Annotated in this window: 22 protein-coding genes; 9 read left to right on the top strand and 13 right to left on the bottom strand. The window is 61.0% G+C overall.

Annotated elements, in window-relative coordinates; translation table 11 throughout:
* Positions 1-37 precede the first annotated feature (37 nt).
* From BFQ03_RS13375 to xerD, 3 genes are all read right to left on the bottom strand, one after another.
* Positions 38-1,342 carry a homoserine dehydrogenase gene (locus tag BFQ03_RS13375; protein WP_032858239.1) on the bottom strand — a complete coding sequence of 435 codons (1,305 nt, stop codon included), beginning with the start codon at positions 1,340-1,342 and terminating at the stop codon, positions 38-40.
* Between the two features lie 125 nt (positions 1,343-1,467).
* On the bottom strand, positions 1,468-2,199 hold the full coding sequence (dsbC, locus tag BFQ03_RS13370) for a bifunctional protein-disulfide isomerase/oxidoreductase DsbC (RefSeq protein WP_032858241.1): 732 nt from the start codon (positions 2,197-2,199) through the stop codon (positions 1,468-1,470).
* A 141-nt stretch (positions 2,200-2,340) separates the two neighbouring features.
* Positions 2,341-3,237: a site-specific tyrosine recombinase XerD gene (gene xerD / locus BFQ03_RS13365; RefSeq protein WP_065943328.1), complete on the bottom strand. Its 897-nt coding sequence runs from the start codon at positions 3,235-3,237 to the stop codon at positions 2,341-2,343.
* A 107-nt stretch (positions 3,238-3,344) separates the two neighbouring features.
* Between xerD and BFQ03_RS13360 the strand changes: the two genes are divergently transcribed.
* Entirely contained in the window at positions 3,345-5,138 is a 1,794-nt protein-coding gene (locus BFQ03_RS13360; protein ID WP_032858244.1) for a cation:proton antiporter, read from the top strand.
* A 156-nt stretch (positions 5,139-5,294) separates the two neighbouring features.
* On the opposite strand, the gene rplS is transcribed toward BFQ03_RS13360, so the two are convergent.
* From rplS to ffh, 5 genes are all read right to left on the bottom strand, one after another.
* Entirely contained in the window at positions 5,295-5,645 is a 351-nt protein-coding gene (gene rplS / locus BFQ03_RS13355; protein ID WP_003175895.1) for a 50S ribosomal protein L19, read from the bottom strand.
* Positions 5,646-5,690: 45 nt separating this feature from the next.
* Complete coding sequence (gene trmD, locus BFQ03_RS13350; RefSeq protein ID WP_174553279.1) at positions 5,691-6,464, bottom strand: tRNA (guanosine(37)-N1)-methyltransferase TrmD; 774 nt, start codon at positions 6,462-6,464, stop codon at positions 5,691-5,693.
* Positions 6,446-6,982 carry a ribosome maturation factor RimM gene (gene rimM / locus BFQ03_RS13345; RefSeq protein ID WP_010565276.1) on the bottom strand — a complete coding sequence of 179 codons (537 nt, stop codon included), beginning with the start codon at positions 6,980-6,982 and terminating at the stop codon, positions 6,446-6,448. Before rimM ends, trmD begins: the two co-directional genes overlap by 19 nt.
* Positions 6,983-6,987: 5 nt before the next feature.
* Positions 6,988-7,239 carry a 30S ribosomal protein S16 gene (gene rpsP, locus BFQ03_RS13340; protein ID WP_003175899.1) on the bottom strand — a complete coding sequence of 84 codons (252 nt, stop codon included), beginning with the start codon at positions 7,237-7,239 and terminating at the stop codon, positions 6,988-6,990.
* A gap of 250 nt (positions 7,240-7,489) precedes the next feature.
* Positions 7,490-8,866, bottom strand: coding sequence for a signal recognition particle protein (ffh, locus tag BFQ03_RS13335; RefSeq protein ID WP_032858245.1), 1,377 nt, complete (start codon positions 8,864-8,866; stop codon positions 7,490-7,492).
* Positions 8,867-9,109: 243 nt separating this feature from the next.
* On the opposite strand from ffh, the gene ccsA reads away from it, so the two are divergent.
* The 3 genes from ccsA (at position 9,110) to BFQ03_RS13320 (ending at position 12,756) form a co-directional block, all read left to right on the top strand.
* Complete coding sequence (gene ccsA / locus BFQ03_RS13330; protein WP_169852259.1) at positions 9,110-9,913, top strand: cytochrome C assembly family protein; 804 nt, start codon at positions 9,110-9,112, stop codon at positions 9,911-9,913.
* A gap of 12 nt (positions 9,914-9,925) precedes the next feature.
* Entirely contained in the window at positions 9,926-11,164 is a 1,239-nt protein-coding gene (locus BFQ03_RS13325) for a transporter associated domain-containing protein (RefSeq protein WP_032858247.1), read from the top strand.
* Between the two features lie 281 nt (positions 11,165-11,445).
* Positions 11,446-12,756 carry an MFS transporter gene (locus BFQ03_RS13320; protein ID WP_065943327.1) on the top strand — a complete coding sequence of 437 codons (1,311 nt, stop codon included), beginning with the start codon at positions 11,446-11,448 and terminating at the stop codon, positions 12,754-12,756.
* Between the two features lie 78 nt (positions 12,757-12,834).
* Here BFQ03_RS13320 and purT read toward each other — a convergent pair whose 3' ends face one another.
* From purT to BFQ03_RS13295, 5 genes are all read right to left on the bottom strand, one after another.
* On the bottom strand, positions 12,835-14,016 hold the full coding sequence (gene purT / locus BFQ03_RS13315) for a formate-dependent phosphoribosylglycinamide formyltransferase (protein ID WP_032858251.1): 1,182 nt from the start codon (positions 14,014-14,016) through the stop codon (positions 12,835-12,837).
* Between the two features lie 69 nt (positions 14,017-14,085).
* On the bottom strand, positions 14,086-14,553 hold the full coding sequence (locus BFQ03_RS13310) for a VUT family protein (protein ID WP_032858252.1): 468 nt from the start codon (positions 14,551-14,553) through the stop codon (positions 14,086-14,088).
* 143 nt (positions 14,554-14,696) lie between these two features.
* On the bottom strand, positions 14,697-14,912 hold the full coding sequence (locus BFQ03_RS13305) for a DUF1289 domain-containing protein (protein WP_032858253.1): 216 nt from the start codon (positions 14,910-14,912) through the stop codon (positions 14,697-14,699).
* Complete coding sequence (locus BFQ03_RS13300) at positions 14,909-15,433, bottom strand: gamma carbonic anhydrase family protein (protein ID WP_032858254.1); 525 nt, start codon at positions 15,431-15,433, stop codon at positions 14,909-14,911. The genes BFQ03_RS13305 and BFQ03_RS13300 overlap by 4 nt, the downstream gene beginning before the upstream one ends.
* A 35-nt stretch (positions 15,434-15,468) precedes the next feature.
* Entirely contained in the window at positions 15,469-16,071 is a 603-nt protein-coding gene (locus BFQ03_RS13295) for a CoA pyrophosphatase (RefSeq protein WP_029296164.1), read from the bottom strand.
* Between the two features lie 146 nt (positions 16,072-16,217).
* Between BFQ03_RS13295 and BFQ03_RS13290 the strand changes: the two genes are divergently transcribed.
* From BFQ03_RS13290 to BFQ03_RS13270, 5 genes are all read left to right on the top strand, one after another.
* Positions 16,218-16,766, top strand: a complete 549-nt coding sequence (locus tag BFQ03_RS13290) for an NUDIX hydrolase (protein ID WP_032858255.1) — start codon at positions 16,218-16,220, stop codon at positions 16,764-16,766.
* A 23-nt stretch (positions 16,767-16,789) separates the two neighbouring features.
* On the top strand, positions 16,790-17,293 hold the full coding sequence (locus tag BFQ03_RS13285; RefSeq protein ID WP_029296160.1) for a L,D-transpeptidase family protein: 504 nt from the start codon (positions 16,790-16,792) through the stop codon (positions 17,291-17,293).
* A gap of 262 nt (positions 17,294-17,555) precedes the next feature.
* On the top strand, positions 17,556-18,314 hold the full coding sequence (locus BFQ03_RS13280; protein WP_032858256.1) for a GntR family transcriptional regulator: 759 nt from the start codon (positions 17,556-17,558) through the stop codon (positions 18,312-18,314).
* Positions 18,315-18,323: 9 nt separating this feature from the next.
* Entirely contained in the window at positions 18,324-19,430 is a 1,107-nt protein-coding gene (gene nagA / locus BFQ03_RS13275) for an N-acetylglucosamine-6-phosphate deacetylase (RefSeq protein WP_065943326.1), read from the top strand.
* Positions 19,411-20,433 carry an SIS domain-containing protein gene (locus BFQ03_RS13270; RefSeq protein WP_090290559.1) on the top strand — a complete coding sequence of 341 codons (1,023 nt, stop codon included), beginning with the start codon at positions 19,411-19,413 and terminating at the stop codon, positions 20,431-20,433. Before nagA ends, BFQ03_RS13270 begins: the two co-directional genes overlap by 20 nt.
* The last annotated feature ends 23 nt before the right edge of the window (positions 20,434-20,456 follow it).

Genomic DNA, 20,456 nt, shown 5'->3' with positions numbered 1-20,456 from the left:
CTTGCTTGCAGCGTGTGGCTGATAGCTTGCAGCTGCATTAATTAAGATGTTCGACGCGAATCCGTACCACCGGCCCGACCACGCCTTGCAGGGCTTCCAGTGCGGCGATGGCATCGTTCATGCGCTGTTCCAGCACGCGGTGGGTCAGCAGGATCATCGGCACCAGGCCGTCGTGTTCCTCGACTTCCTTCTGCATGATCGACTCGATGTTGATGCCGCGCTCCGAGAGGATGCTGGCCACCTGGGCCAACACGCCCGGATGATCCTTGGCCTGGATCCGCAGGTAGTAGGAGCTTTCGCAGGCTTCGATCGGCAGGATCGGGTGGGCCGACAGCGAGTCCGGCTGGAACGCCAGGTGCGGCACGCGGTTTTCCGGGTCGCTGGTCATGGCGCGGACCACGTCCACCAGGTCGGCAATCACCGACGAAGCGGTCGGTTCCATGCCGGCGCCGGCGCCGTAGAACAGGGTCGAACCAGCGGCATCACCGTTGACCATCACCGCGTTCATCACGCCATTGACGTTGGCAATCAGGCGATCGGCCGGAATCAGGGTCGGATGCACACGCAGCTCGATGCCCGCCTCAGTACTACGCGCTACACCCAGGTGCTTGATGCGGTAGCCCAGGGCTTCGGCGTAGTTCACGTCAGCAGTGGTCAACTGGGTGATGCCTTCGGTGTAGGCCTTGTCGAACTGCAGCGGGATGCCAAAGGCGATGGACGCCAGAATCGTCAGCTTGTGCGCTGCGTCGATGCCCTCGACGTCAAACGTCGGGTCGGCTTCGGCGTAACCCAGGGCCTGGGCTTCGGCCAGCACGTCTTCAAAGGTACGGCCCTTCTCACGCATTTCGGTGAGGATGAAGTTGCCGGTGCCGTTGATGATCCCCGCCACCCAGTTGATGCGGTTGGCCGACAGGCCTTCACGGATCGCCTTGATCACCGGGATGCCACCGGCCACTGCCGCTTCAAACGCAACGATCACGCCCTTCTCACGGGCCTTGGCGAAGATTTCATTGCCGTGCACGGCAATCAGCGCCTTGTTGGCGGTGACCACGTGCTTGCCATTCTCGATGGCCTTGAGTACCAGCTCACGGGCGACGGTGTAGCCGCCGACCAGTTCAATGACGATGTCGATTTCAGGGTTTGTGGCCACGTCGAAGACATCGTTGGTAATCGCAATACCGGTTGTTTGGTACTGAGGCTTTGGCGTACGCATGGCAATTTGTGCCACTTCAATCCCACGCCCTGCACGGCGGGAAATTTCCTCAGCGTTACGCTGAAGTACGTTCAAGGTACCGCCACCGACGGTCCCTAACCCACAGATGCCTACTTTGACCGGTTTCACTGAAGCACTCCCCATGAAACGGCCGACTCAAGGTCGGCCGTGAAAACAGCCGCACAACTGCGGCTCGCTATTGATGACCCGTTGATTTGTCGCGGGTCTGACCGTCAAAGGCTCGACGATACTGCTTATTTGGCACCCAACGCCAGTTTGGCGATTTGTGGTGCCGGCTGGTAGCCCGGAATGACCTGGCCGTCAGCCAAAACGATGGCCGGCGTACCGTTCACGCCAATCGACTGGCCCAGGGCGAACTGCTTGGACACCGGATTGGCACAGGCGGCAGCCTTGATGTCCTTGCCATCGACCATCTTGTCCATGGCGGCTTTCTTGTCAGCCGAACACCAGACCGCTTGCAACTGCTTGTCGCCCGGCGAACCCAGGCCCTGGCGCGGGAACGCAACGTAGCGTACTTCCACACCCATCTTGTTCAGCTCAGGCACTTCGGCGTGCAGCTTGTGGCAGTACGGGCATGTGGTGTCGGTGAATACGGTGATGTGGGTCTTGGTTTCGCCAATGGCCGGGTACACCACGGTTTCTGCAACCGGAATACCGTTGATCAACTTGGACACGCCCAGGCGTTCGGCCTTCTCGGTGAGGTTGACCGGTTTGCCGTCTTTCAATTGGAACAGGTAGCCCTGGACGATGTACTGGCCGTCGGCACTGGCGTAGAGCACGCGGCTGCCCTTGAGCTTGACTTCATACAGGCCGGCCATCGGGCTGGCGCTGATGCTTTCGACCGGGGTTTCGAGTTGGAGGCTTTCCAGACTCTTACGGATTGTCTTCTCGGCGGCGTCATCGGCGACGGCAAAGGTTGAGACCAACGCAATAGCTGCGGCGGCAAAAATCTGGGTCAAGCGCATGGGAACTCCTGAAGGCAGATGCAGGGACGAAGGCCAGGACGCCGATCTGGAAACACGGCTCGGGACCGTCCCCTTTGCAAACCGGCAAAGCCTACCACAATTGGGCGCCAGGGCAGACGCCAGCGGCCAAATTGGGACCTGTCAGCCCCGCGGGTGATGTTTGGCATGCAGGTCCTGCAACCTTGCACGTGCCACGTGGGTATAAATCTGCGTGGTGGACAAGTCGCTATGACCCAGCAACATCTGCACCACGCGCAAATCCGCGCCATGGTTGAGCAGATGCGTGGCAAAGGCATGGCGCAGGGTGTGGGGGGACAGCGACTTGCCGATCCCGGCCACCCTGGCCTGGTGCTTGATGCGGTGCCAGAAGGTCTGGCGGGTCATCTGTTCGCCGCGCAGGCTGGGGAACAGCACGTCACTGGGGCGCCCGCCGAGCAGTTCACTGCGGGCGTCGCGCATGTAGCGCTCGACCCACACAATCGCCTCTTCGCCCATGGGTACAAGGCGCTCCTTGCTGCCCTTGCCCATCACCCGCAGCACGCCCTGGCGCAGGTTGACCTGTTCCAGGGTCATGCTGATCAATTCGGTGACGCGCAGGCCGCAGGCGTACAACACCTCCAACATGGCGCGGTCGCGCTGGCCGATGGCTTCGCTCAAGTCCGGGGCGGCCAGCAGGGCTTCGACATCAGCCTCCGACAGGGATTTAGGCAAAGGCCTACCCAGTTGTGGCATATCGACTTGTAGAGTGGGGTCGACGGCTATCAGCTTTTCACGCAATAGATAGCGATAAAAGCCACGCACTCCTGAGAGGAATCGCGCAGTGGAGCGTGGTTTGTAGTTTTGCTCTACGCGCCAGGCCAGATGATCGAGGATCAAGTCGCGCCCGGCATGGCTCAGCTCCAGGTTTCTCTCCAGCAGCCAGCCATTGAACAAGGCCAGGTCGCTGCGATACGACTGGCGGGTGTTGTCCGACAGGCCTTTTTCCAGCCAGAGGGCATCGAGGAAACGGTCAATCAGAGGATGGTCGATAGCAGGCATGGGCACTCAGGCAGCGCTGGCACGGGGCTTTGCGCAAAATATTCGTGAACTGTTACGTAGACCACTAGTCTTTCATAGCCTGCAACTTCAAGGAACAGGGAGCTTCAATGAACGAACAACAGATTCTGTTGGCCTTTGGCGGTATTGGCGCGGCGGCATTGGGCTGCCAATGGCTGGCCTGGCGCCTGAAACTGCCGGCGATCCTGTTTCTACTGCTGACCGGAATCCTCGCCGGCCCGGTGCTGGGCTGGCTCGACCCGCAGGAAATGTTCGGACCGTTGTTAATGCCGCTGGTGTCCCTGGCGGTCGCGCTGATTTTGTTTGAGGGCAGCCTGACCCTGCACCTGTCGGAGTGGAAAGAGATCGGCAGCGTGGTACACCGCCTGGTCACCGTCGGCGCGCTGTCGACCTGGGCGGTGATCACCGTCGCGACCCATTGGCTACTGGGTTTTGACTGGATGCTGGCCTTGCTGTTCGGCACGCTGACCCTGGTGACCGGGCCGACGGTGATCGTACCGATGCTGCGGGTGGTCCGGCCGAAAGCCTCGATCGCCAATATCCTGCGCTGGGAAGGCATTGTCATCGACCCGATTGGTGCGCTGCTGGCGGTGGTGGTCTACAGCTTTATCATCGCCCGTGCTTCCGGCGACGGCTTGAGCCATAGCCTGCTGACCTTTGCCGGGGTGATTGCCTGCGGCAGCGCGTTCGGCATTGCCGGCGGCTGGGCGCTGGGGCAGATCATGCGCCGGCAATGGCTGCCCGAATACCTGCACAACCTGGCAACCCTAGCTGCGGTGCTGGGGATCTTCATCGCGTCCAATCAAGTGATGCACGAATCCGGCCTGCTGGCGGTGACGCTGATGGGCATGTGGATGGCCAATATGAAGGGCGTCGACGTGCGGCATATCCTGCACTTCAAGGAAAACCTCAGTGTCTTGCTGATTTCCGGGCTGTTTATCTTGCTGGCCGCGCGCCTGGACCTCAACGCCCTGATTGCCCTGGGGCCATTCGTGTTGATCCTGCTGCTGATCATTCAGTTCATTGCTCGCCCCTTGAACGTGGCACTGTCGACCTTTGGCTCGAACCTGAACTGGCGGGAACGGGCATTGCTGGCGTGGATTGCCCCGCGTGGGATTGTGGCGGCGGCGGTGTCGGCAATTTTTGCAATCCGCCTGGATGAAGCCGGCCATGAAGGTGCATTGCTGCTGGTGCCACTGACCTTCGCGGTGATTATCGGCACGGTGGTGCTGCAAAGCGCCACTGCACGGCCATTGGCGCGCCTATTGAAAGTGGCTGAGCCGGCGCCGAGTGGCTTTCTGATTGTCGGTGCCAATGCTCCTGCGCGCATCCTGGGCAAGGCACTCCAGCAGTTGGGCAGCCGGGTGCTGCTGACCGACTCCAGTTGGGAAAACATCCGTGCCAGCCGCATGGAAGGCCTACCCACTTACTTCGGCAACCCGGCCTCGCAACATGCCGAATCCCACTTGGACCTGGTGGGCCTTGGCCACCTGCTGGCGCTGTCACCCTCGGGCGAGCTGAACACCTTGGCCGCCATGCGTTTTCGTCATGAATTCGGTCATCGGCTGTTTGCCCTGGCGAGCAGCCAGGAAAGCCGACGCACCGACAAACACCGGGCCAGCGGTGAGCATCGCGGGCAGCTACTGGGCAGCCAACCGCTGAGCTACACCAAACTGGCGAGCTTGTTGGGGCAAGGTGCCGAGCTGTACAGCACTAACCTGACCGAGGGTTTTGGCTGGGATGACTATCAGACGCTGCATGGCGAGCGAGCGACGTTGCTGTTTGCCCGCGATACCAACGGCTGGGTGCATGTGGTGACCCCAGAGAGCAGCTTGAAGCCGGTGGCGGGCTGGACGTTGTTGGCGGTAATCCAGCCAAGTTGAACACGCTGTAGGCGCTGCCAAGCCTCGCCGAGGCTCGACAGCGCCTACATGTGAATGTCGTCAATTCGAGCAATGAATTTGCCACAGATTTTTGTCAAATCGCAGGCACAAAAAAGCAGCCCGTAGGCTGCTTTTTTCTGCATCGGGAAGCTGGACTTAAGCCAGTTTTTCCTTGATGCGAGCTGCTTTACCGGACAGGTCACGCAGGTAGTACAGCTTGGCTTTACGTACGTCACCGCGACGTTTAACGGCCATGCTGTCGATTTGCGGGCTGTAGGTCTGGAAAGTACGCTCTACGCCAACACCGTTGGAGATTTTACGAACAGTGAAAGCACTGTTCACACCACGGTTACGCTTGGCGATAACGACGCCTTCGAACGCTTGCAGACGCGAACGGTCGCCTTCCTTCACTTTCACCTGAACGACAATGGTGTCGCCCGGGGCAAAGGTAGGGATCTCTTTGGTCATCTGCTCTGCTTCGAGTGCAAGGATGATTTTGTTAGTCATGCTGTGCTCCTAAGGTAAATCGTCGGATTTACCATCGATACGTTGTTAACTATCGTCCCGCCCGAGGATGTATTCCTCAAGCAGCTTCTTCTCTTCTCCAGAAAGCGAGCGGCTTTCCAGAAGATCGGCGCGTCGTTCATAGGTCCGACCAAGGGACTGCTGTAAACGCCAACGCCGGATGTGTGCGTGATTGCCACTTAGCAATACGTCGGGAACACGCTGATCCGCATACACCTCCGGTCGGGTGTAGTGCGGGCAATCCAGCAAACCATCCGTGAAGGAATCTTCCTCCGCGGAGTCCGCATGCCCTAAAGCTCCAGGCAGCAGTCGTGTAACCGCATCTATCAGGACCATCGCCGGCAGCTCACCGCCAGACAAGACATAGTCCCCAATCGACCACTCTTCATCGACATGAGCTTCAATAAAACGCTCGTCAATGCCTTCATAGCGACCGGCAATCAGGATCAATGCTTCCTCATTCGCCAGACCGCGTACCGCCGACTGATTAAGCTGGCGGCCTTGAGGGGACAGGTAAATTACCTTCGCCTTCTCCCCGGCTGCTGCCTTGGCCTGAACCAGGGCGTCTTCCAGGGGCTTGATCTTCATCACCATGCCCGGGCCACCGCCAAATGGGCGATCGTCCACAGTGTGATGTCGATCCGTCGTGTAGTCTCGCGGGTTCCAACAGGTAAGCTGCAAGAGCCCCTGTTTCACCGCCCGACTGGTGATGCCGTACTCGCTGATGGCGGAAAACATCTCGGGAAACAAACTGATCACTTCAACGCGCAAGTTAGCCACGCTTAGAAGTCCGCATCCCATTCCACCTTCATCTCGCCCGCTGCCAGGTCGACGGCCAACACGCATTGCTCGGTATAGGGCAACAGGCGTTCGCGATCATCCAGGCTGCCAGCGCAAGGCTTGACCACCATTACATCATTGGCGCCGGTTTCCAGAAGATGATCGATTTTCCCGAGCAATTGCCCAAGTTGATCAATGACCTTCAGACCTTCCAGCTGGTACCAGTAGTACTCGCCATCGGTCAATTCAGGGAACAGGTTGCGCGGCACGCAGATCTCATAACCGGCCAGAAGACGCGCTTCTTCACGATCATCGAGACCCTTGAGCTTTGCGACCAGGAACTTGTCGTTCCCGCGTCCACTGACCAGCTCGACCTGTTTCACACTACCTTCGCGCTTGAGCGTCCAGGTCTTGTACTGCAACAGGTTTTCAGTCGGATCAGTAAAGGAATACACCTTCACTTCGCCGCGAACGCCATGAACAGAATAAATCTTGCCGATAACGATCAAATCATCAGCAACAGCTGGCGTCGCGTTCATATTGCTCAGGCTGCGGCCTTAGCCGAGTCCTTCAACAACTTGGCAACACGCTCGGAAGGCTGTGCACCAACGCTCAGCCAGTAGGCTACGCGCTCTTGGTTCACGGACAGACGAACTTCTTGACCACGAGCAACAGGGTTGAAGAAACCAACCTGTTCCTTGTGCGAACCGTCACGCGGGTTGCGGCTGTCGGTTACGGTCAAGTGGTAAAACGGGCGCTTTTTGGAGCCGCCAAGGGCAAGACGGATTGTTAGCATGTGAACATCGTTCCTGTAGTCGGTGCTGCAAATCTAAATGCACAGCGGGCATGGGTGCCCGAAAGGCCGCATATTCTAAGGAATATCCGGACTTTTGCAAATGTCTTTTTCCGGCACCTGACCGCGCGCCATTCAGATCTGCTATAGAGCCGTCGGTTAAAACGGCGAGTCAGCTCCCGCCAACGGCGGGTTTGCTGGAGATCCCACATCCCTGTGGGTCTGCGCAAGAGCAAGCCCTTGCGCGAATTCTTTACATTTTAGGCATGCCACGGCCGGGCATCATGCCACCCATGCCGCGCATCATTTTGGCCATGCCGCCTTTGGCCGAGAATTTCTTCATCATCTTCTGCATCTGCTTGTGCTGCTTGATCAAGCGACCGATGTCCTGCACCTGGGTGCCGGAACCCATGGCGATCCGACGCTTGCGCGAACCGCTGATCAGCTCAGGGTCGCGGCGCTCGGCCGGGGTCATGGAGTTGATGATGGCTTCCATCTGCTTGAACTGCTTCTCTGCCGCACCCTGGGCATTGCCCATTTGCGCCAGGTTCACACCGCCCATGTTCGGCAGCTTGTCCATCAGGCCGCCAAGGCCGCCCATGTTCTTCATCTGTTGCAACTGGTCGCGGAAGTCTTCGAGGTCGAAGCCCTTGCCCTTCTTCAGCTTCTTGGCCAGTTTGTCGGCCTTGTCCTTGTCGAGGGTCTGCTCGGCCTGCTCGATCAGGCTGAGCACGTCGCCCATGCCGAGGATCCGCGAGGCAATCCGCTCAGGGTGGAACGGTTCGAGCGCTTCGGTCTTCTCGCCCATGCCGATGAACTTGATCGGCTTGCCGGTGATTGCGCGCACCGACAGTGCGGCACCGCCACGGGCATCACCGTCGACCTTGGTCAGGATCACGCCGGTCAGCGGCAGTGCATCGCCAAAGGCCTTGGCGGTGTTGGCCGCGTCCTGGCCGGTCATGGCGTCGACCACGAACAGGGTTTCTACCGGGTTGATCGCGGCATGCAGCGCCTTGATCTCGCCCATCATCTCTTCATCGATGTGCAGGCGACCGGCGGTATCGACGATCACCACGTCGATAAACTTGAGCTTGGCTTCTTTAATAGCAGCGTTGGCGATGTCGACCGGCTTCTGGCTCAGGTCGGACGGGAAGAATGTCACGCCGATTTCACCGGCGAGCATTTCCAGCTGCTTGATCGCGGCCGGACGGTATACGTCGGCCGAGACCACCATCACGGATTTTTTCTTGCGCTCTTTAAGGAAGCGCGCCAGCTTGGCAGCGGTGGTGGTTTTACCCGCACCCTGCAAACCGGCCATCAGCACAACGGCCGGCGGCACGGCGCTGAGGTTCAAATCTTCGTTGGCCGCGCCCATCAGGCTTTCGAGTTCGGCCTGGACGACCTTCACAAAGGCCTGGCCCGGCGTCAGGCTGCGGGACACTTCAGTGCCGACCGCACGTTCCTTGACCGAGTTGACGAAGTCCTTGACCACAGGCAAGGCGACATCGGCTTCCAGCAACGCCATGCGCACTTCGCGCAGGGTGTCTTTAATATTGTCCTCGGTCAGCTTGGCCTTGCCGGTGACATGGCGCAGCGTCTGCGAGAGACGGTCAGTCAAATTTTCAAACATGCGCGATCCTTTCAGGCCCTATTCATCGAAATGCATTGGTAGACCGAGGTAATGGCGGCCCAGGCTGTGATAAATCGCTATTAAAAACAGCGCTCGGCGAGCCTGCGGCGTGGGCAGGTCGCGGATTATAGCGAAGACTGTCGCCATGCACACCCGCTGTCTGGCCCGCTGGTCTTTCGTGGAACGCAGGTGTGTGCCAAACTCATCGGCTTTCGGGCTTGCCTAACAGGATTTATGCTCCCTTTGTCACCCAGTTTGCTACCCAGTCTCGCCGCCGCACTCTTGTATGCCGCTGCGACCCTCTATCAGGGCACCCGCCTGGCCCAACGCGCCAGGGCGGACAAACGCCTGCTGGCCGGGCTTGGCGTGCTCGCCCTGCTGGCCCACGCTGCCAGCCTGTTCACCCACCTGATGACCCCGGTGGGCCTGGGCCTGGACTTTTTCAGCGCCGCCAGCCTGATTGCCGCCGCCGTGATTGCCTTGACGCTGCTGGCCTGCGCGCGGATCCCGGTAGAAAACCTGCTGTTGTTGCTGTTCCCCCTGGGCATGCTGACGGTGCTGCTGGCGCAATTCGCCCCCACCGGCACGGTGCAGGTGATTGACGAGGAGCCGGGCATCCTCGCGCATATCCTGCTGTCGATCCTGGCCTATGGCATGTTCACCATTGCGGTGTTCCAGGCCTTGCTACTGCTGTTGCAGGATCACCAGCTCAAGCACAAGCACCCGTCCGGGCTGATCAAGAACTTCCCGCCGCTGCAGACCATGGAAAGCCTACTGTTCGGCTTCCTCTGGGCCGGCTGGACGCTGTTGTCGCTGTCGCTGATTTCCGGCTGGCTGTTCGTCGAGAACCTGTTCGCCCAGCATCTGGTACACAAGACCCTGCTGGCATGCCTGGCCTGGGTGGTGTTCAGCGTGCTGCTGTGGGGCCGTAACCGCCTCGGCTGGCGTGGGCACAAGGCAATCCGCTGGACCCTGGCCGGCTTCTGCCTGTTGATGCTGGCGTATTTCGGCAGCAAGCTGGTTCGCGAATTCATCCTGCATATCTGACGGGCAGCGATTATGGACAATTTGCCCCTTGAGCCCATGCTCGCGGTAGTGGCCCTGCTGGTCTTATGGTCGGCACTGTTTACCGCCATCGAAGCGGCCCAGCACCACTTGCTGGCCTTGCGCCCCGGCACGCGCCAGGGTGACAAGGCCGCCGCCCGCCTCAGCTTCCCCCGCAACAGCCTGATCCTGTGCAATACCCTGTGCCGTGCGGTGGTGGTGATCCTCTGCACCCTGTTGGCGATCTATGCCTGGGCCGAAAACGGTCCCTGGCTCGGCTGGCTGATCTCCAGTGCGCTGCTGCTGGTGCTGGCCGACTACCTGCCCCGCACCCTCGCCACCCGCTATCCACATGCAGTGCTGGGGTTTGGCAATACACTGCTGGGCATACCGCTGAAAATCCTCTACCCCCTGGCCTGGCTCCTCAATGGCATCAGTTTGCTGCTGCTGCGCCCTTTCGCCCGCAAGTCCGGGGTCGTCAAGAACAGCGACGAGCCACAGCCCGACCACGCCGACGAGCAGGCCACGGACGACAGCGAAGACCGTGCCCCGGGCATGCCTGGCATCCATGCCCTGGACAACATCACCGTCAATGACATCCTGGTGCCGCGCAGTGAAGTCGACGGCATCAACCTCGACGACCCCATCGAAGACATCATCGAACAACTGCGCACCTCCCAGCGCACACGGCTACCGGTGTTCCACAGCGATATCAACCAGGTCGAGGCGGTGCTCAACACCCGGCAGATCCAGCATCTGTTGCCCGATGCCAGCCTGACCAAGGACGCCCTGCTGGCAGCCTGCCATGAACCGTACTTCGTCCCGGAAAGCACGCCACTGCAGCTGCAGCTGCTCAATTTCCACAAACAGCAACGCCGCCTGGGCATGGTGGTGGACGAATACGGCGAAGTGCTGGGCATCGTCACCCTGGAAGACATCCTGGAAGAGATCGTCGGCGAATTCGAAAGCGAACAGAGCCTGGACAACCCGCTGATCCAGGCCCAGCCAGACGGACGTTATGTGATTGACGGCGCGGTATCGATCCGTGAATTGAACAAGTGCCTCGGTTGGCACCTGCCCAGCGATGGCCCCAAGACCCTCAACGGCCTGGTGACCGAAGCCCTGGAGACCATTCCCGATTGCGCGGTGTGCCTGAAAATCGGTCGCTACCGCCTGGAAATCCTTGAGACCGAGGACAACCGGGTGAGCAAGGTGTTGATCTGGCATATCGGTTCGGCACCGATAGCCAACTGACTCACCGTGGATGGGCCCGCTCCCACATTTGATCTCTTTACCCCCAAAGACCGCGCTCCAGCCCTTGTTTGCAGCGCAAACCCCTTCCTATAATCGATCCAGCTTACCCAAGCCCCGCCCGACCGCGTGCTATCCGCACTGAGCGTGTCCAGGCATCGTTTTATCGAGTCTGACCGGCACTCGCTCCCATCCCGAGTCGATGCCGCGCACTGCCCTGATCCCTGGGTGCAAGACCAATAACAATCCGCGCCAAAGGCGCAATGACCATCAGGGATACCTCAATGAGCACCACCTATGACGAGGCCGCGCCCGCCGCCCCGACCAACTCGACCAGCCGGGTCGCGACCGCGAGCATCATCGGCACGGCCATCGAGTTCTACGACTTCTATATCTATGCCACGGCCGCCGCACTGGTAATCGGCCCGGTGTTCTTCCCGCAGAGCTCCGGCACCGCGCAGATGCTGGCAGCGTTCCTGACCTTCGGTATCGCGTTTATCGCCCGGCCACTGGGCTCGGCGCTGTTCGGGCACTTCGGTGACCGTATCGGGCGCAAGTCGACCCTGGTCGCCTCTCTTTTGTTGATGGGCGTCTGTACCACGTTGATCGGCTTGCTGCCCGGCTACGACTCCATTGGCGCCTGGGCGCCGATCCTGCTCTGCGTATTGCGTTTCGGCCAGGGCCTGGGCCTGGGCGGCGAATGGGGTGGCGCGGCCTTGCTGGCCACCGAGAACGCGCCCAAGGGCAAGCGCGCCTGGTTCGGCATGTTCCCGCAATTGGGGCCTTCCATTGGTTTCCTGGCGGCCAACGGGCTGTTCCTGATCCTGGCCATGAATCTGGACGACGAACAATTTCGCAGCTGGGGCTGGCGCATTCCGTTCCTGCTCAGCGCAGCGTTGGTGATGGTCGGCCTGTATGCGCGCCTGAAGCTGCATGAAACCCCGGTGTTCGCCAACGCGGTCGCCAAGGAAAAACCGGTGAAAGTGCCGCTGGTGGAACTGTTCAGCCAGCATTGGCTGCAGGTGCTGCTGGGCGCGGCGGCGATGGTGGTGTGTTATGCGCTGTTCTACATCACCACGGCATTTTCCCTGAGTTACGGTGTGAGCACCCTGGGCTACAGCCGCGAAACCTTCCTCGCCCTGCTGTGCTTTGCCGTGTTGTTCATGGGCGCCGCCACGCCGCTGGCAGCCCTGGCCAGTGACCGTTATGGGCGCAAACCGGTGTTGATAGTCGGTGCGGTGCTGGCGATTCTTTCCGGCTTTACCATGGAACCGCTGCTGACCCATGGCTCGACTTGGGCGGTGGCGTTGTTCCTGTGCCTGGAACTGTTCCTGATGGGTGTGACATTTGCACCGATGGGAGCGTTGTTGCCGGAATTGTTCCCGACACGCGTGCGTTATACCGGGGCTTCGGCGGCGTATAACCTGGGCGGGATCGTAGGGGCTTCGGCCGCACCGTTTTTCGCGACCAAACTGGTGGCGATGGGTGGGCTGAGTTATGTCGGCGGGTATGTGTCGGCGGCAGCGTTGCTCAGCTTGATTGCGGTGCTGTGCCTGAAAGAGACGCGGGATAATGATTTGAACAAGGTCGCCTGATAGACCGCTATCGCGGGCAAGCCCGCTCCCACATTGGGAATGTATCCAAATGTGGGAGCGGGCTTGCCCGCGATGCTTTTAGAGCTCTACAACCACCGCCTGTGAGGCACGGGTCGCCTTGGCCCGGGCAGCCTCGATCGACTCATCCCGCGCCAACGCCACGCCCATGCGGCGCTGGCCATTCACTTCTGGCTTGCCGAACAGACGCAGCGCGGTATCCGGCTCGCTCAAGGCGGCACCGAGATTGGCGAACGCAGTCTGGGTCGATTGCCCTTCCACCAGAATCACCGCCGACGCCGACGGCCCGAACTGGCGGATCAACGGAATCGGCAGGCCGAGGATCGCCCGCGCGTGCAGGGCAAACTGCGACAAGTCCTGGGAAATCAAGGTCACCAGGCCCGTGTCATGCGGGCGCGGCGAGACTTCGCTGAACCACACCTGGTCGCCCTTGATGAACAACTCCACACCAAACAGGCCACGACCGCCCAACGCCTCGGTCACAGCCTTGGCGACGCGCTCGGATTCGGCCAGGGCCACCGGGCTCATGGCCTGGGGCTGCCAGGACTCTTGATAGTCGCCCTTCTCCTGACGGTGACCGACAGGTGCGCAGAAAGTGGTGCCGCCGACGTGACGCACGGTCAGCAGAGTGATTTCGTAGTCGAAGTCGATAAACCCTTCGATAATCACCCGGCCCTTGCCGGCACGCCCGCCTTCCTGGGCGTAGTCCCAGGCTTTCTGTACATCGTCGGCACTGCGCAACAGGCTCTGGCCCTTGCCCGACGAACTCATCACCGGCTTGACCACGCAAGGGAAGCCCAGGTCTTCGACGGCCTTGCGGTAGTCTTCCACGGTGTCGGCGAAGTGGTACGGCGAGGTCGGCAGATCCAGCTCTTCAGCAGCCAGGCGACGAATGCCTTCACGGTTCATGGTCAGCAGCGCCGCACGGGCGGTAGGGATCACGGTGAAACCTTCGGCTTCCAGCTCCACCAGGGTACCGGTGGCGATGGCTTCGATTTCCGGCACGATGAAGTGCGGTTTTTCAGCCTCGATCACCGCCCGCAGGGCCGCGCCGTCGAGCATGTTGATCACATGGCTGCGATGCGCCACTTGCATGGCCGGCGCGTTGGCGTAGCGATCCACGGCAATCACTTCAACGCCCAGGCGCTGCAGTTCGATTACCACTTCCTTGCCCAGTTCACCGCAGCCACACATCAATACGCGGGTCGCGGTTGGCGACAATGGAGTTCCGATTCGGGTCATCTCAGGTCCTCAGGGGAGCGGATCAGGGGGAGAAAGGCCGGCATTTTACATGAACGGCAGCAATTGGCCTCAGTTGGCGAGCCGCTGGCGACGCAAACGCCAGGCCATCGCCAGCCACACCACGGTGACCCCGGCAAATTTCGAGGCCAGTGCAGTGCCGACCACCGCTGGCGTCAGGGCGCCAATCAGGCCGAAAAAGATAAAGGTATCGAGGGGAATGCTCAGTGCCGAGCTGATCCACAGGCGGTCATGCAACGGTCGCTTGGTGATGCTGAAGACCAGCCAGTCAATGCACTCGGACACTGCGAACGCCGTGGCGCTGGCCAGGGCGATGGACGGATCGGAGGTGAGGTAGGACAGCACCAATGCCGCGAGCATGGCGATGATCGCCCCGTGGCCGAAGCGCGTTTGCACCATGTCCCGCAGGATAAACACCAGGCCACCCCAGGCGGACCAGATGACGTCCAGGTGCGGGGCGGTGGAAAAGGCGAAGTTGATCAGCACGACGCTGCTGATGTAGGCGATCAGGAAGAGCATGGGGCGAGGGACCTGTGGGTAATGCGCACAGGGTACACAATTAAAGGGATGTCGTCTGGAAGGGCCCCTTCGCGAGCAAGCCCGCTCCCACATTTTGAAATGCATTCCAATGTGGGAGCAGGCTTGCTCGCGATAGCGGTCTATCAGCCGCCAGATTTACCAGGAATCATCCATACTACCCCGCTGGCCAGCGCCCGCTCATGACACAACCCCAGTACCACCCGCCGCTCGGCGTTGTCCATGCGGCTCCAACGGGTGATTTCGTCGACATTGCGCTGGCAACCGGTGCAGATATCGTCGTCATCCAACGCACAAATGCTCACGCAGGGCGAGGCGACAGGGCGTTCGACTGCACTCATTCTTCCTGCTCGACCAGATCACGGGCATAGCGCTGGGAGTTATGCACATAGTGCGCAGCACTGGCCTCAAGCATGTTTTTCTGCTGCTCGGTCAATTCCCGCACCACCTTGCCGGGCGAGCCCATCACCAGCGAGCCGTCAGGGATTTCCTTGCCCTCGCCGATCAACGAATTGGCGCCGATGATGCAGTGCCGGCCGATTTTTGCACCGTTAAGAATCACCGCGTTGATGCCGATCAGGCTGTAGTCGCCAACGGTGCAACCATGCAGCATCGCGTTGTGCCCCACCGTCACCCCAGTGCCCAGGGTCAGCGGGTAACCCATGTCGGTGTGCATCACGCTGCCGTCCTGCACGTTGCTGTTCTTGCCGATCAGGATCAGTTCGTTGTCGCCACGCAACACCGCGTTGAACCAGACGTTGGCCCCCTCCTCCAGCTTGACCTTGCCTACCAGCGTGGCATTGGGCGCCACCCAACTGTGCGGATGGGTCTCGACGCGGGCATCGCCCAGGCGGTATTTCATGGTCTTCCCTCACGGCTTGCCATTCAAACGATGGCTTAAGTATTGATAAAGCTTTTTGGCGGACGGTGCAGGCTGATGTCGGCATCGTCATAGAGCAGGTTGATCAACTCGACGATCATGATCGCCGTCAGTCCCCAGATCTTGTACTCACCGAACCGATAGCTGGGCACATACCAACTGCGGCCCTGGTAATCGATACGGTGGGTATGCTCGCGTGGGTCCTGGCGGAAAAACTCCAGGGGCACGCTGAATACCGCGGCAATCTCGGCATCGTTGGCCAGGTACTCGACGTAATCGGGAATCACCCCCACATACGGGGTCACGCGGATGCCGTGCAGGGAGATCAGCGGGCTCAAGGGGCCGATCACTTCCACCAGGCCCGGTGGCAGGCCGATTTCCTCTTCGGCCTCGCGCAACGCGGTGAACACCAGATCAGGGTCTTCGGGGTCGCGGCGCCCACCCGGGAACGCCACTTCGCCGCCATGGGTCGACAGGCCGCTGGCACGCAGGGTCAGGATCAGCTCGGGTTCGTCACTGCGGGTAATCGGCACCAGTACGGCGGCCTCAGGGAAACGGCCGTCAGTTTCCAGCGTGCGTGGTGTGTGATTGCTTACCCGGCGAAGTAGCTCGTCCAGCATGAGTCATCTCGATCTGTTGGCTACCTTGCATCATGCACCAAAGCGTACGGGTGCCCAACCCCAAAACCCTGGCGGTGTCGCTAAACGACAACTTGCAGGCCACTGCCCTGCACGCCAAGATAGGCGCAGTCCCCAGGAACCCAAGCATGAACTTCTGCAGCCAGTGCGGTAAACCGGTCACCCAGCGCATTCCCGAAGGCGACGCACGCCTGCGTTATGTGTGTGACCACTGTCAGACCATTCACTATCAGAATCCCAATATCGTCGCCGGCACCCTGCCGGTCTGGGGCGACCAGGTGTTGCTGTGCCGGCGCGCCATCGAACCGCGCCTGGGCTTCTGGACCCTGCCCGCAGGTTTTATGGAGAACGGCGAGACCGTCGAACAGGGCGCCATGCGCGAAACCCTGGAGGAAGCCTGCGCCAGGGTGCGCAACCTGAATATCTACACGCTGATCGATGTCCCGCACATCAGCCAGGTGCATATCTTCTACCGGGCCGAACTGATCGACCTGGACTTTGCCGCCGGCCCCGAGAGCCTGGAAGTCAGGTTGTTCGACGAAGCCGACATCCCTTGGTCCGAGCTGGCTTTCCGCACGGTCAGGCGTACCTTAGAATGCTTTTTCGCCGACCGTCGGCAACAGGTGTTCCCCGTGCGCAGCGAATCGGTGCCGCCCCTGACTCAACCGGCGCAATAAGCCTTTATACGGATATCGTTCCAATGCGTTGGTTGCTTGCCCTGCTCTGCCTGTCGTTCGCCAGCCTGTCGTGCGCCACCACCCTGCAAACCCTGGGCGGTAAACCCGTCGAGAAGATCCTGGTGCTCAAGTCTGCCCATCAGTTGCAACTGATCAACGACGGCAAGCCACTCAAGACCTACCGCATTTCCCTGGGCAAGAACCCCAAGGGCCACAAGCTGATCGAAGGCGACCGCCGCACCCCGGAAGGCTTCTACTGGATCGACTGGCGCAAGACCAGCGACCGCTTCAACCTCTCCATGCATATCTCCTACCCCAACATCAGCGATGCCGCCCGCGCCCGTCGCGAGGGGGTCAAGCCCGGCAGCATGATCATGATCCACGGCACGCCAGACAGTGAGGAATACCCCGAACAGTGGTTCCACACCCTGGACTGGACCGACGGCTGCATCGGCATGCGCAATGTCGACATGCGCGAAGTGTGGAACCTGGTCAAGGACGGCACGATGATCGAGATCCGCCCGTAACCTTCGACCGTTCGTAAAATAATTCAAAAAAAACCTGCCTCCCCCACAGCCCCTGCCGGTGAATACCATTTCACTGCCAGGGGCTGCGTCTTTCTGCGCGCGATAAAGACCTCTCTAATACCACTTGATACCAGGCACCTTTAAGGTGCTTGAAAACAGGCATCTGCGCGCTTTTGGCAGCATTGACATGGTATTTAAGTGGTATTAATTTCCGGCCAATACCGGGCGACAACACTCCAATAACCGCATCGGAAACCTACAGATGAATCCTATCCAGGCCCTGCGCCCCGACGACAAACAATCCACGCCGCTTTATCTGCAACTGGCCCGCAGCCTGGAAGCAGCGATTCATGCCGGGCAATGGAAATCCGAGCAGGCCTTGCCCTCGGAACGCGTGCTCAGCGAGCAACTGAGCATTTCCCGGGTGACTGCCCGCAAAGCCCTCGAAGTGCTGTTCGCCCAAGGGCTGATCCGTCGCAACCAGGGCTCCGGCACCTTTATCACGCCGCGCCTGGAACAACCGCTGTCGCGCCTTTCGGGGTTCAGCGAGATGCTGCGGCTCAAGGGTTTTGTCCCCGGCTCCCAGTGGCTGGAGCGCGAAATCACCCCGCCGACCCACGAAGAGCTGATCCGCCTGTGCCTGTCGCCCACCGACAAAGTGGCGCGCCTCAAGCGCCTGCGCAAAGCCGATGACACCGTCATGGCCATCGAGATGAGCGCCCTGCCGGCCTCGCTCATTCCCAAGCCCCAGGCCATCGGCTGCTCGCTCTATGAACACCTGGAATCTATCGGCAAACCGGTGGTGCGCGCCCTGCAGCATATCCAGGCAATCAACGCCTCGGACGAATTCGCCGCCCTGGTGGGCATCGCCCCCGGCACCGCCATGTTGCTGATGACCCGGGTCGGCTACACCGCCGACAACACGCCGATCGAGATCACCGACACCTACTGCCGCAACGATTACTACGACTTTGTCGCAGAGCTGCGTCGATACGACTTTGCCGCCGAGTTGCGGCCTTAGAGAACTGCCATGTCCGAAGACAATATCCTCACGCCCCACGGCTGGATTCGCGGCCGCCTGGTGCACCACGAAGGCAAAGTCAGCGCCGTCGAAGGCGTGCCTTGCGATCCGGCCGACAACGATCTGCCCTACTTGCTGCCGGGTTTTATCGACCTGCATGTGCACGGCGGTGGCGGCAAGGACATCATGGAAGGCCGCAGCGCCTTCGAGACCATCACCCGCACCCATGTGCGTTTCGGCACCACTTCGCTGCTGGCCACCACCATGACTGCCCCGGTCGAAGAAATCTCCCGGGTGCTCGGCGAGCTCGGCCAGTTCTGCGAACAGCGCCCGGCCGGCAGCGCCCGCGTGCTGGGGGTGCATCTGGAAGGCCCCTACATCAACCCGGGCAAACTCGGCGCACAGCCCAACTTCGCCCACACCGCGTTGATGGCCGAGGTCGAGGAGTATTTGCGCCTGGCACCGATCCGGGTGATCACCATTGCCCCGGAAATCGCCGGCCATGACGGCCTGATCCGCGCCCTCAGCCAGCGCGGGGTGCGCATGCAGATCGGCCACACCCTGGGCAGCTATGAAGAAGGCGTCGCCGCCCTGGCCGCCGGCGCGACCAGTTTCACCCATTTATACAACGCCATGAGCCCGCTGCATCACCGCGAGCCGGGCATCGTCGGCGCGGCATTGGCCCATGCGACCTACGCAGAACTGATCCCGGACCTGCTGCACGTGCACCCCGGCGCCATGCGCGTAGCCCTGCGCTCGATCCCATGCCTGTACTGCGTCACCGACTCCACCGCCGCCGCCGGTATGCCCGACGGTGAATACAAGCTGGGCAGCCATACCGTGACCAAATGCCTGGGCGGCGTACGCCTGGCCGACGGCACCCTGGCCGGCAGCACCCTGACCATGGATCAGGCGCTGCGCAACCTGGTGAAGATCGGCCTGCCTATCAACGAAGCCTCACAGCGCCTGTCGCAATTTCCTGCGGACTATCTGGGCCTGGAACAACGCGGCCGCCTGCAACCCGGCAGCTTTGCCGACTGCGTGCGCCTGGACCGCTCCCTGCACCTCACCGACGTAATGGTCGAAGGAGAAACCATTGACTTCAAAAATGCTTGAAGAGGCCCTGTCCTCCTGTGAGGCCGTCGCGGCCCAATTGCAATGCCTCGACCCGCTGCTGGCCGAGGTCGCCGGCCGCCTGCGCCGCCAGCCACCGCAAGTGGCAATGACCGTCGCCCGTGGCAGTTCGGACCACGCTGCCAGTTACTTCGCCTACCTGGCCATGCAGCACGTGGGCATTCCGGTGGCGTCGTTGCCGATGTCCGTGGTGACGCTGTCGCAGGCGCCGCTGAAGGTCAGCGGCCAGGCGGCCTTCGGTTTTTCCCAGTCGGGGCAGAGCCCGGACCTGGTCAACAGCCTGCGCCTGCTGCGCAAACGCGGCGCGTTGAGTGTGTCGCTGGTCAACGCCGAGGACTCGCCCCTGGAGGCCGCGTGTGAGTTCCATGTACCGCTGTGCGCCGGCCCCGAGCGCAGCGTGGCCGCGACCAAGAGCTTTATCGCCACCTTGAGCGCCAGCGCCCAGTTGGTCGGGCACTGGAATCAGGAAGATGGTCTGCTCGAAGCCTGTCACGCCTTGCCCGCCGGCCTGCGCGAAGCGGCGACCCAGGACTGGAGCCTGGCCATCGACGCCCTGCGCGACTGCCAACGCCTGATGGTCATCGGCCGTGGCGCCGGGTTTGCCATCGCCCAGGAAGCCGCGCTCAAGCTCAAGGAAACCTCGGCGATCCAGGCCGAAGCCTTCAGCAGCGCCGAAGTGCGCCACGGGCCGATGGCGTTGATCGATGACAACTACCCGCTGCTAGTGTTCGCCCCACGCGGCGCCGAACAGCCGGGCCTGCTGACCCTGGCCACGGAAATGCGCCAACGCGGGGCCCGGGTACTGCTGGCCGCGCCCGACGATATCGCCGAACGCGATCTGACCTTGAGCCGCGCCGAACACCCGGCCCTGGACCCGATCCTGGCGATCCAGAGTTTCTATGTGATGGCTGCAGGTTTGGCCCAGGCCCGGGGCATGGACCCGGACCAGCCCCGCCACCTGAGCAAAGTCACTCGCACCCATTGAGTTGATTGCCGCGTTTTCCTGAT

Origin of the sequence: Pseudomonas sp. 25 R 14, assembly GCF_900004755.1 — a bacterium.
GTDB classification, from domain to species: Bacteria; Pseudomonadota; Gammaproteobacteria; order Pseudomonadales; family Pseudomonadaceae; genus Aquipseudomonas; species Aquipseudomonas brenneri.
The sequence above is the reverse complement of the archived record's forward strand: the minus strand, read 5'-3'. Positions and strand labels throughout refer to the sequence as shown.

Excerpts from the sequence above, each read along its gene's own strand:
- BFQ03_RS13310 (WP_032858252.1), bottom strand. The coding sequence starts at position 14,553 with ATGCTCTTCCTGATCGCCTACATCAGCAGCGTCGTGCTGATCAACTTC.
- rplS (WP_003175895.1), bottom strand. The coding sequence starts at position 5,645 with ATGACTAACAAAATCATCCTTGCACTCGAAGCAGAGCAGATGACCAAA.
- xerD (WP_065943328.1), bottom strand. The coding sequence starts at position 3,237 with ATGCCTGCTATCGACCATCCTCTGATTGACCGTTTCCTCGATGCCCTC.
- BFQ03_RS13285 (WP_029296160.1), top strand. The coding sequence starts at position 16,790 with ATGCGTTGGTTGCTTGCCCTGCTCTGCCTGTCGTTCGCCAGCCTGTCG.
- BFQ03_RS13295 (WP_029296164.1), bottom strand. The coding sequence starts at position 16,071 with ATGCTGGACGAGCTACTTCGCCGGGTAAGCAATCACACACCACGCACG.
- BFQ03_RS13325 (WP_032858247.1), top strand. The coding sequence starts at position 9,926 with ATGGACAATTTGCCCCTTGAGCCCATGCTCGCGGTAGTGGCCCTGCTG.
- BFQ03_RS13320 (WP_065943327.1), top strand. The coding sequence starts at position 11,446 with ATGAGCACCACCTATGACGAGGCCGCGCCCGCCGCCCCGACCAACTCG.
- ffh (WP_032858245.1), bottom strand. The coding sequence starts at position 8,866 with ATGTTTGAAAATTTGACTGACCGTCTCTCGCAGACGCTGCGCCATGTC.
- BFQ03_RS13360 (WP_032858244.1), top strand. The coding sequence starts at position 3,345 with ATGAACGAACAACAGATTCTGTTGGCCTTTGGCGGTATTGGCGCGGCG.
- rimM (WP_010565276.1), bottom strand. The coding sequence starts at position 6,982 with ATGAACGCGACGCCAGCTGTTGCTGATGATTTGATCGTTATCGGCAAG.
- rpsP (WP_003175899.1), bottom strand. The coding sequence starts at position 7,239 with ATGCTAACAATCCGTCTTGCCCTTGGCGGCTCCAAAAAGCGCCCGTTT.
- purT (WP_032858251.1), bottom strand. The coding sequence starts at position 14,016 with ATGACCCGAATCGGAACTCCATTGTCGCCAACCGCGACCCGCGTATTG.
- nagA (WP_065943326.1), top strand. The coding sequence starts at position 18,324 with ATGTCCGAAGACAATATCCTCACGCCCCACGGCTGGATTCGCGGCCGC.
- BFQ03_RS13280 (WP_032858256.1), top strand. The coding sequence starts at position 17,556 with ATGAATCCTATCCAGGCCCTGCGCCCCGACGACAAACAATCCACGCCG.
- BFQ03_RS13305 (WP_032858253.1), bottom strand. The coding sequence starts at position 14,912 with ATGAGTGCAGTCGAACGCCCTGTCGCCTCGCCCTGCGTGAGCATTTGT.
- dsbC (WP_032858241.1), bottom strand. The coding sequence starts at position 2,199 with ATGCGCTTGACCCAGATTTTTGCCGCCGCAGCTATTGCGTTGGTCTCA.
- trmD (WP_174553279.1), bottom strand. The coding sequence starts at position 6,464 with ATGGGATGCGGACTTCTAAGCGTGGCTAACTTGCGCGTTGAAGTGATC.
- BFQ03_RS13290 (WP_032858255.1), top strand. The coding sequence starts at position 16,218 with ATGAACTTCTGCAGCCAGTGCGGTAAACCGGTCACCCAGCGCATTCCC.
- BFQ03_RS13300 (WP_032858254.1), bottom strand. The coding sequence starts at position 15,433 with ATGAAATACCGCCTGGGCGATGCCCGCGTCGAGACCCATCCGCACAGT.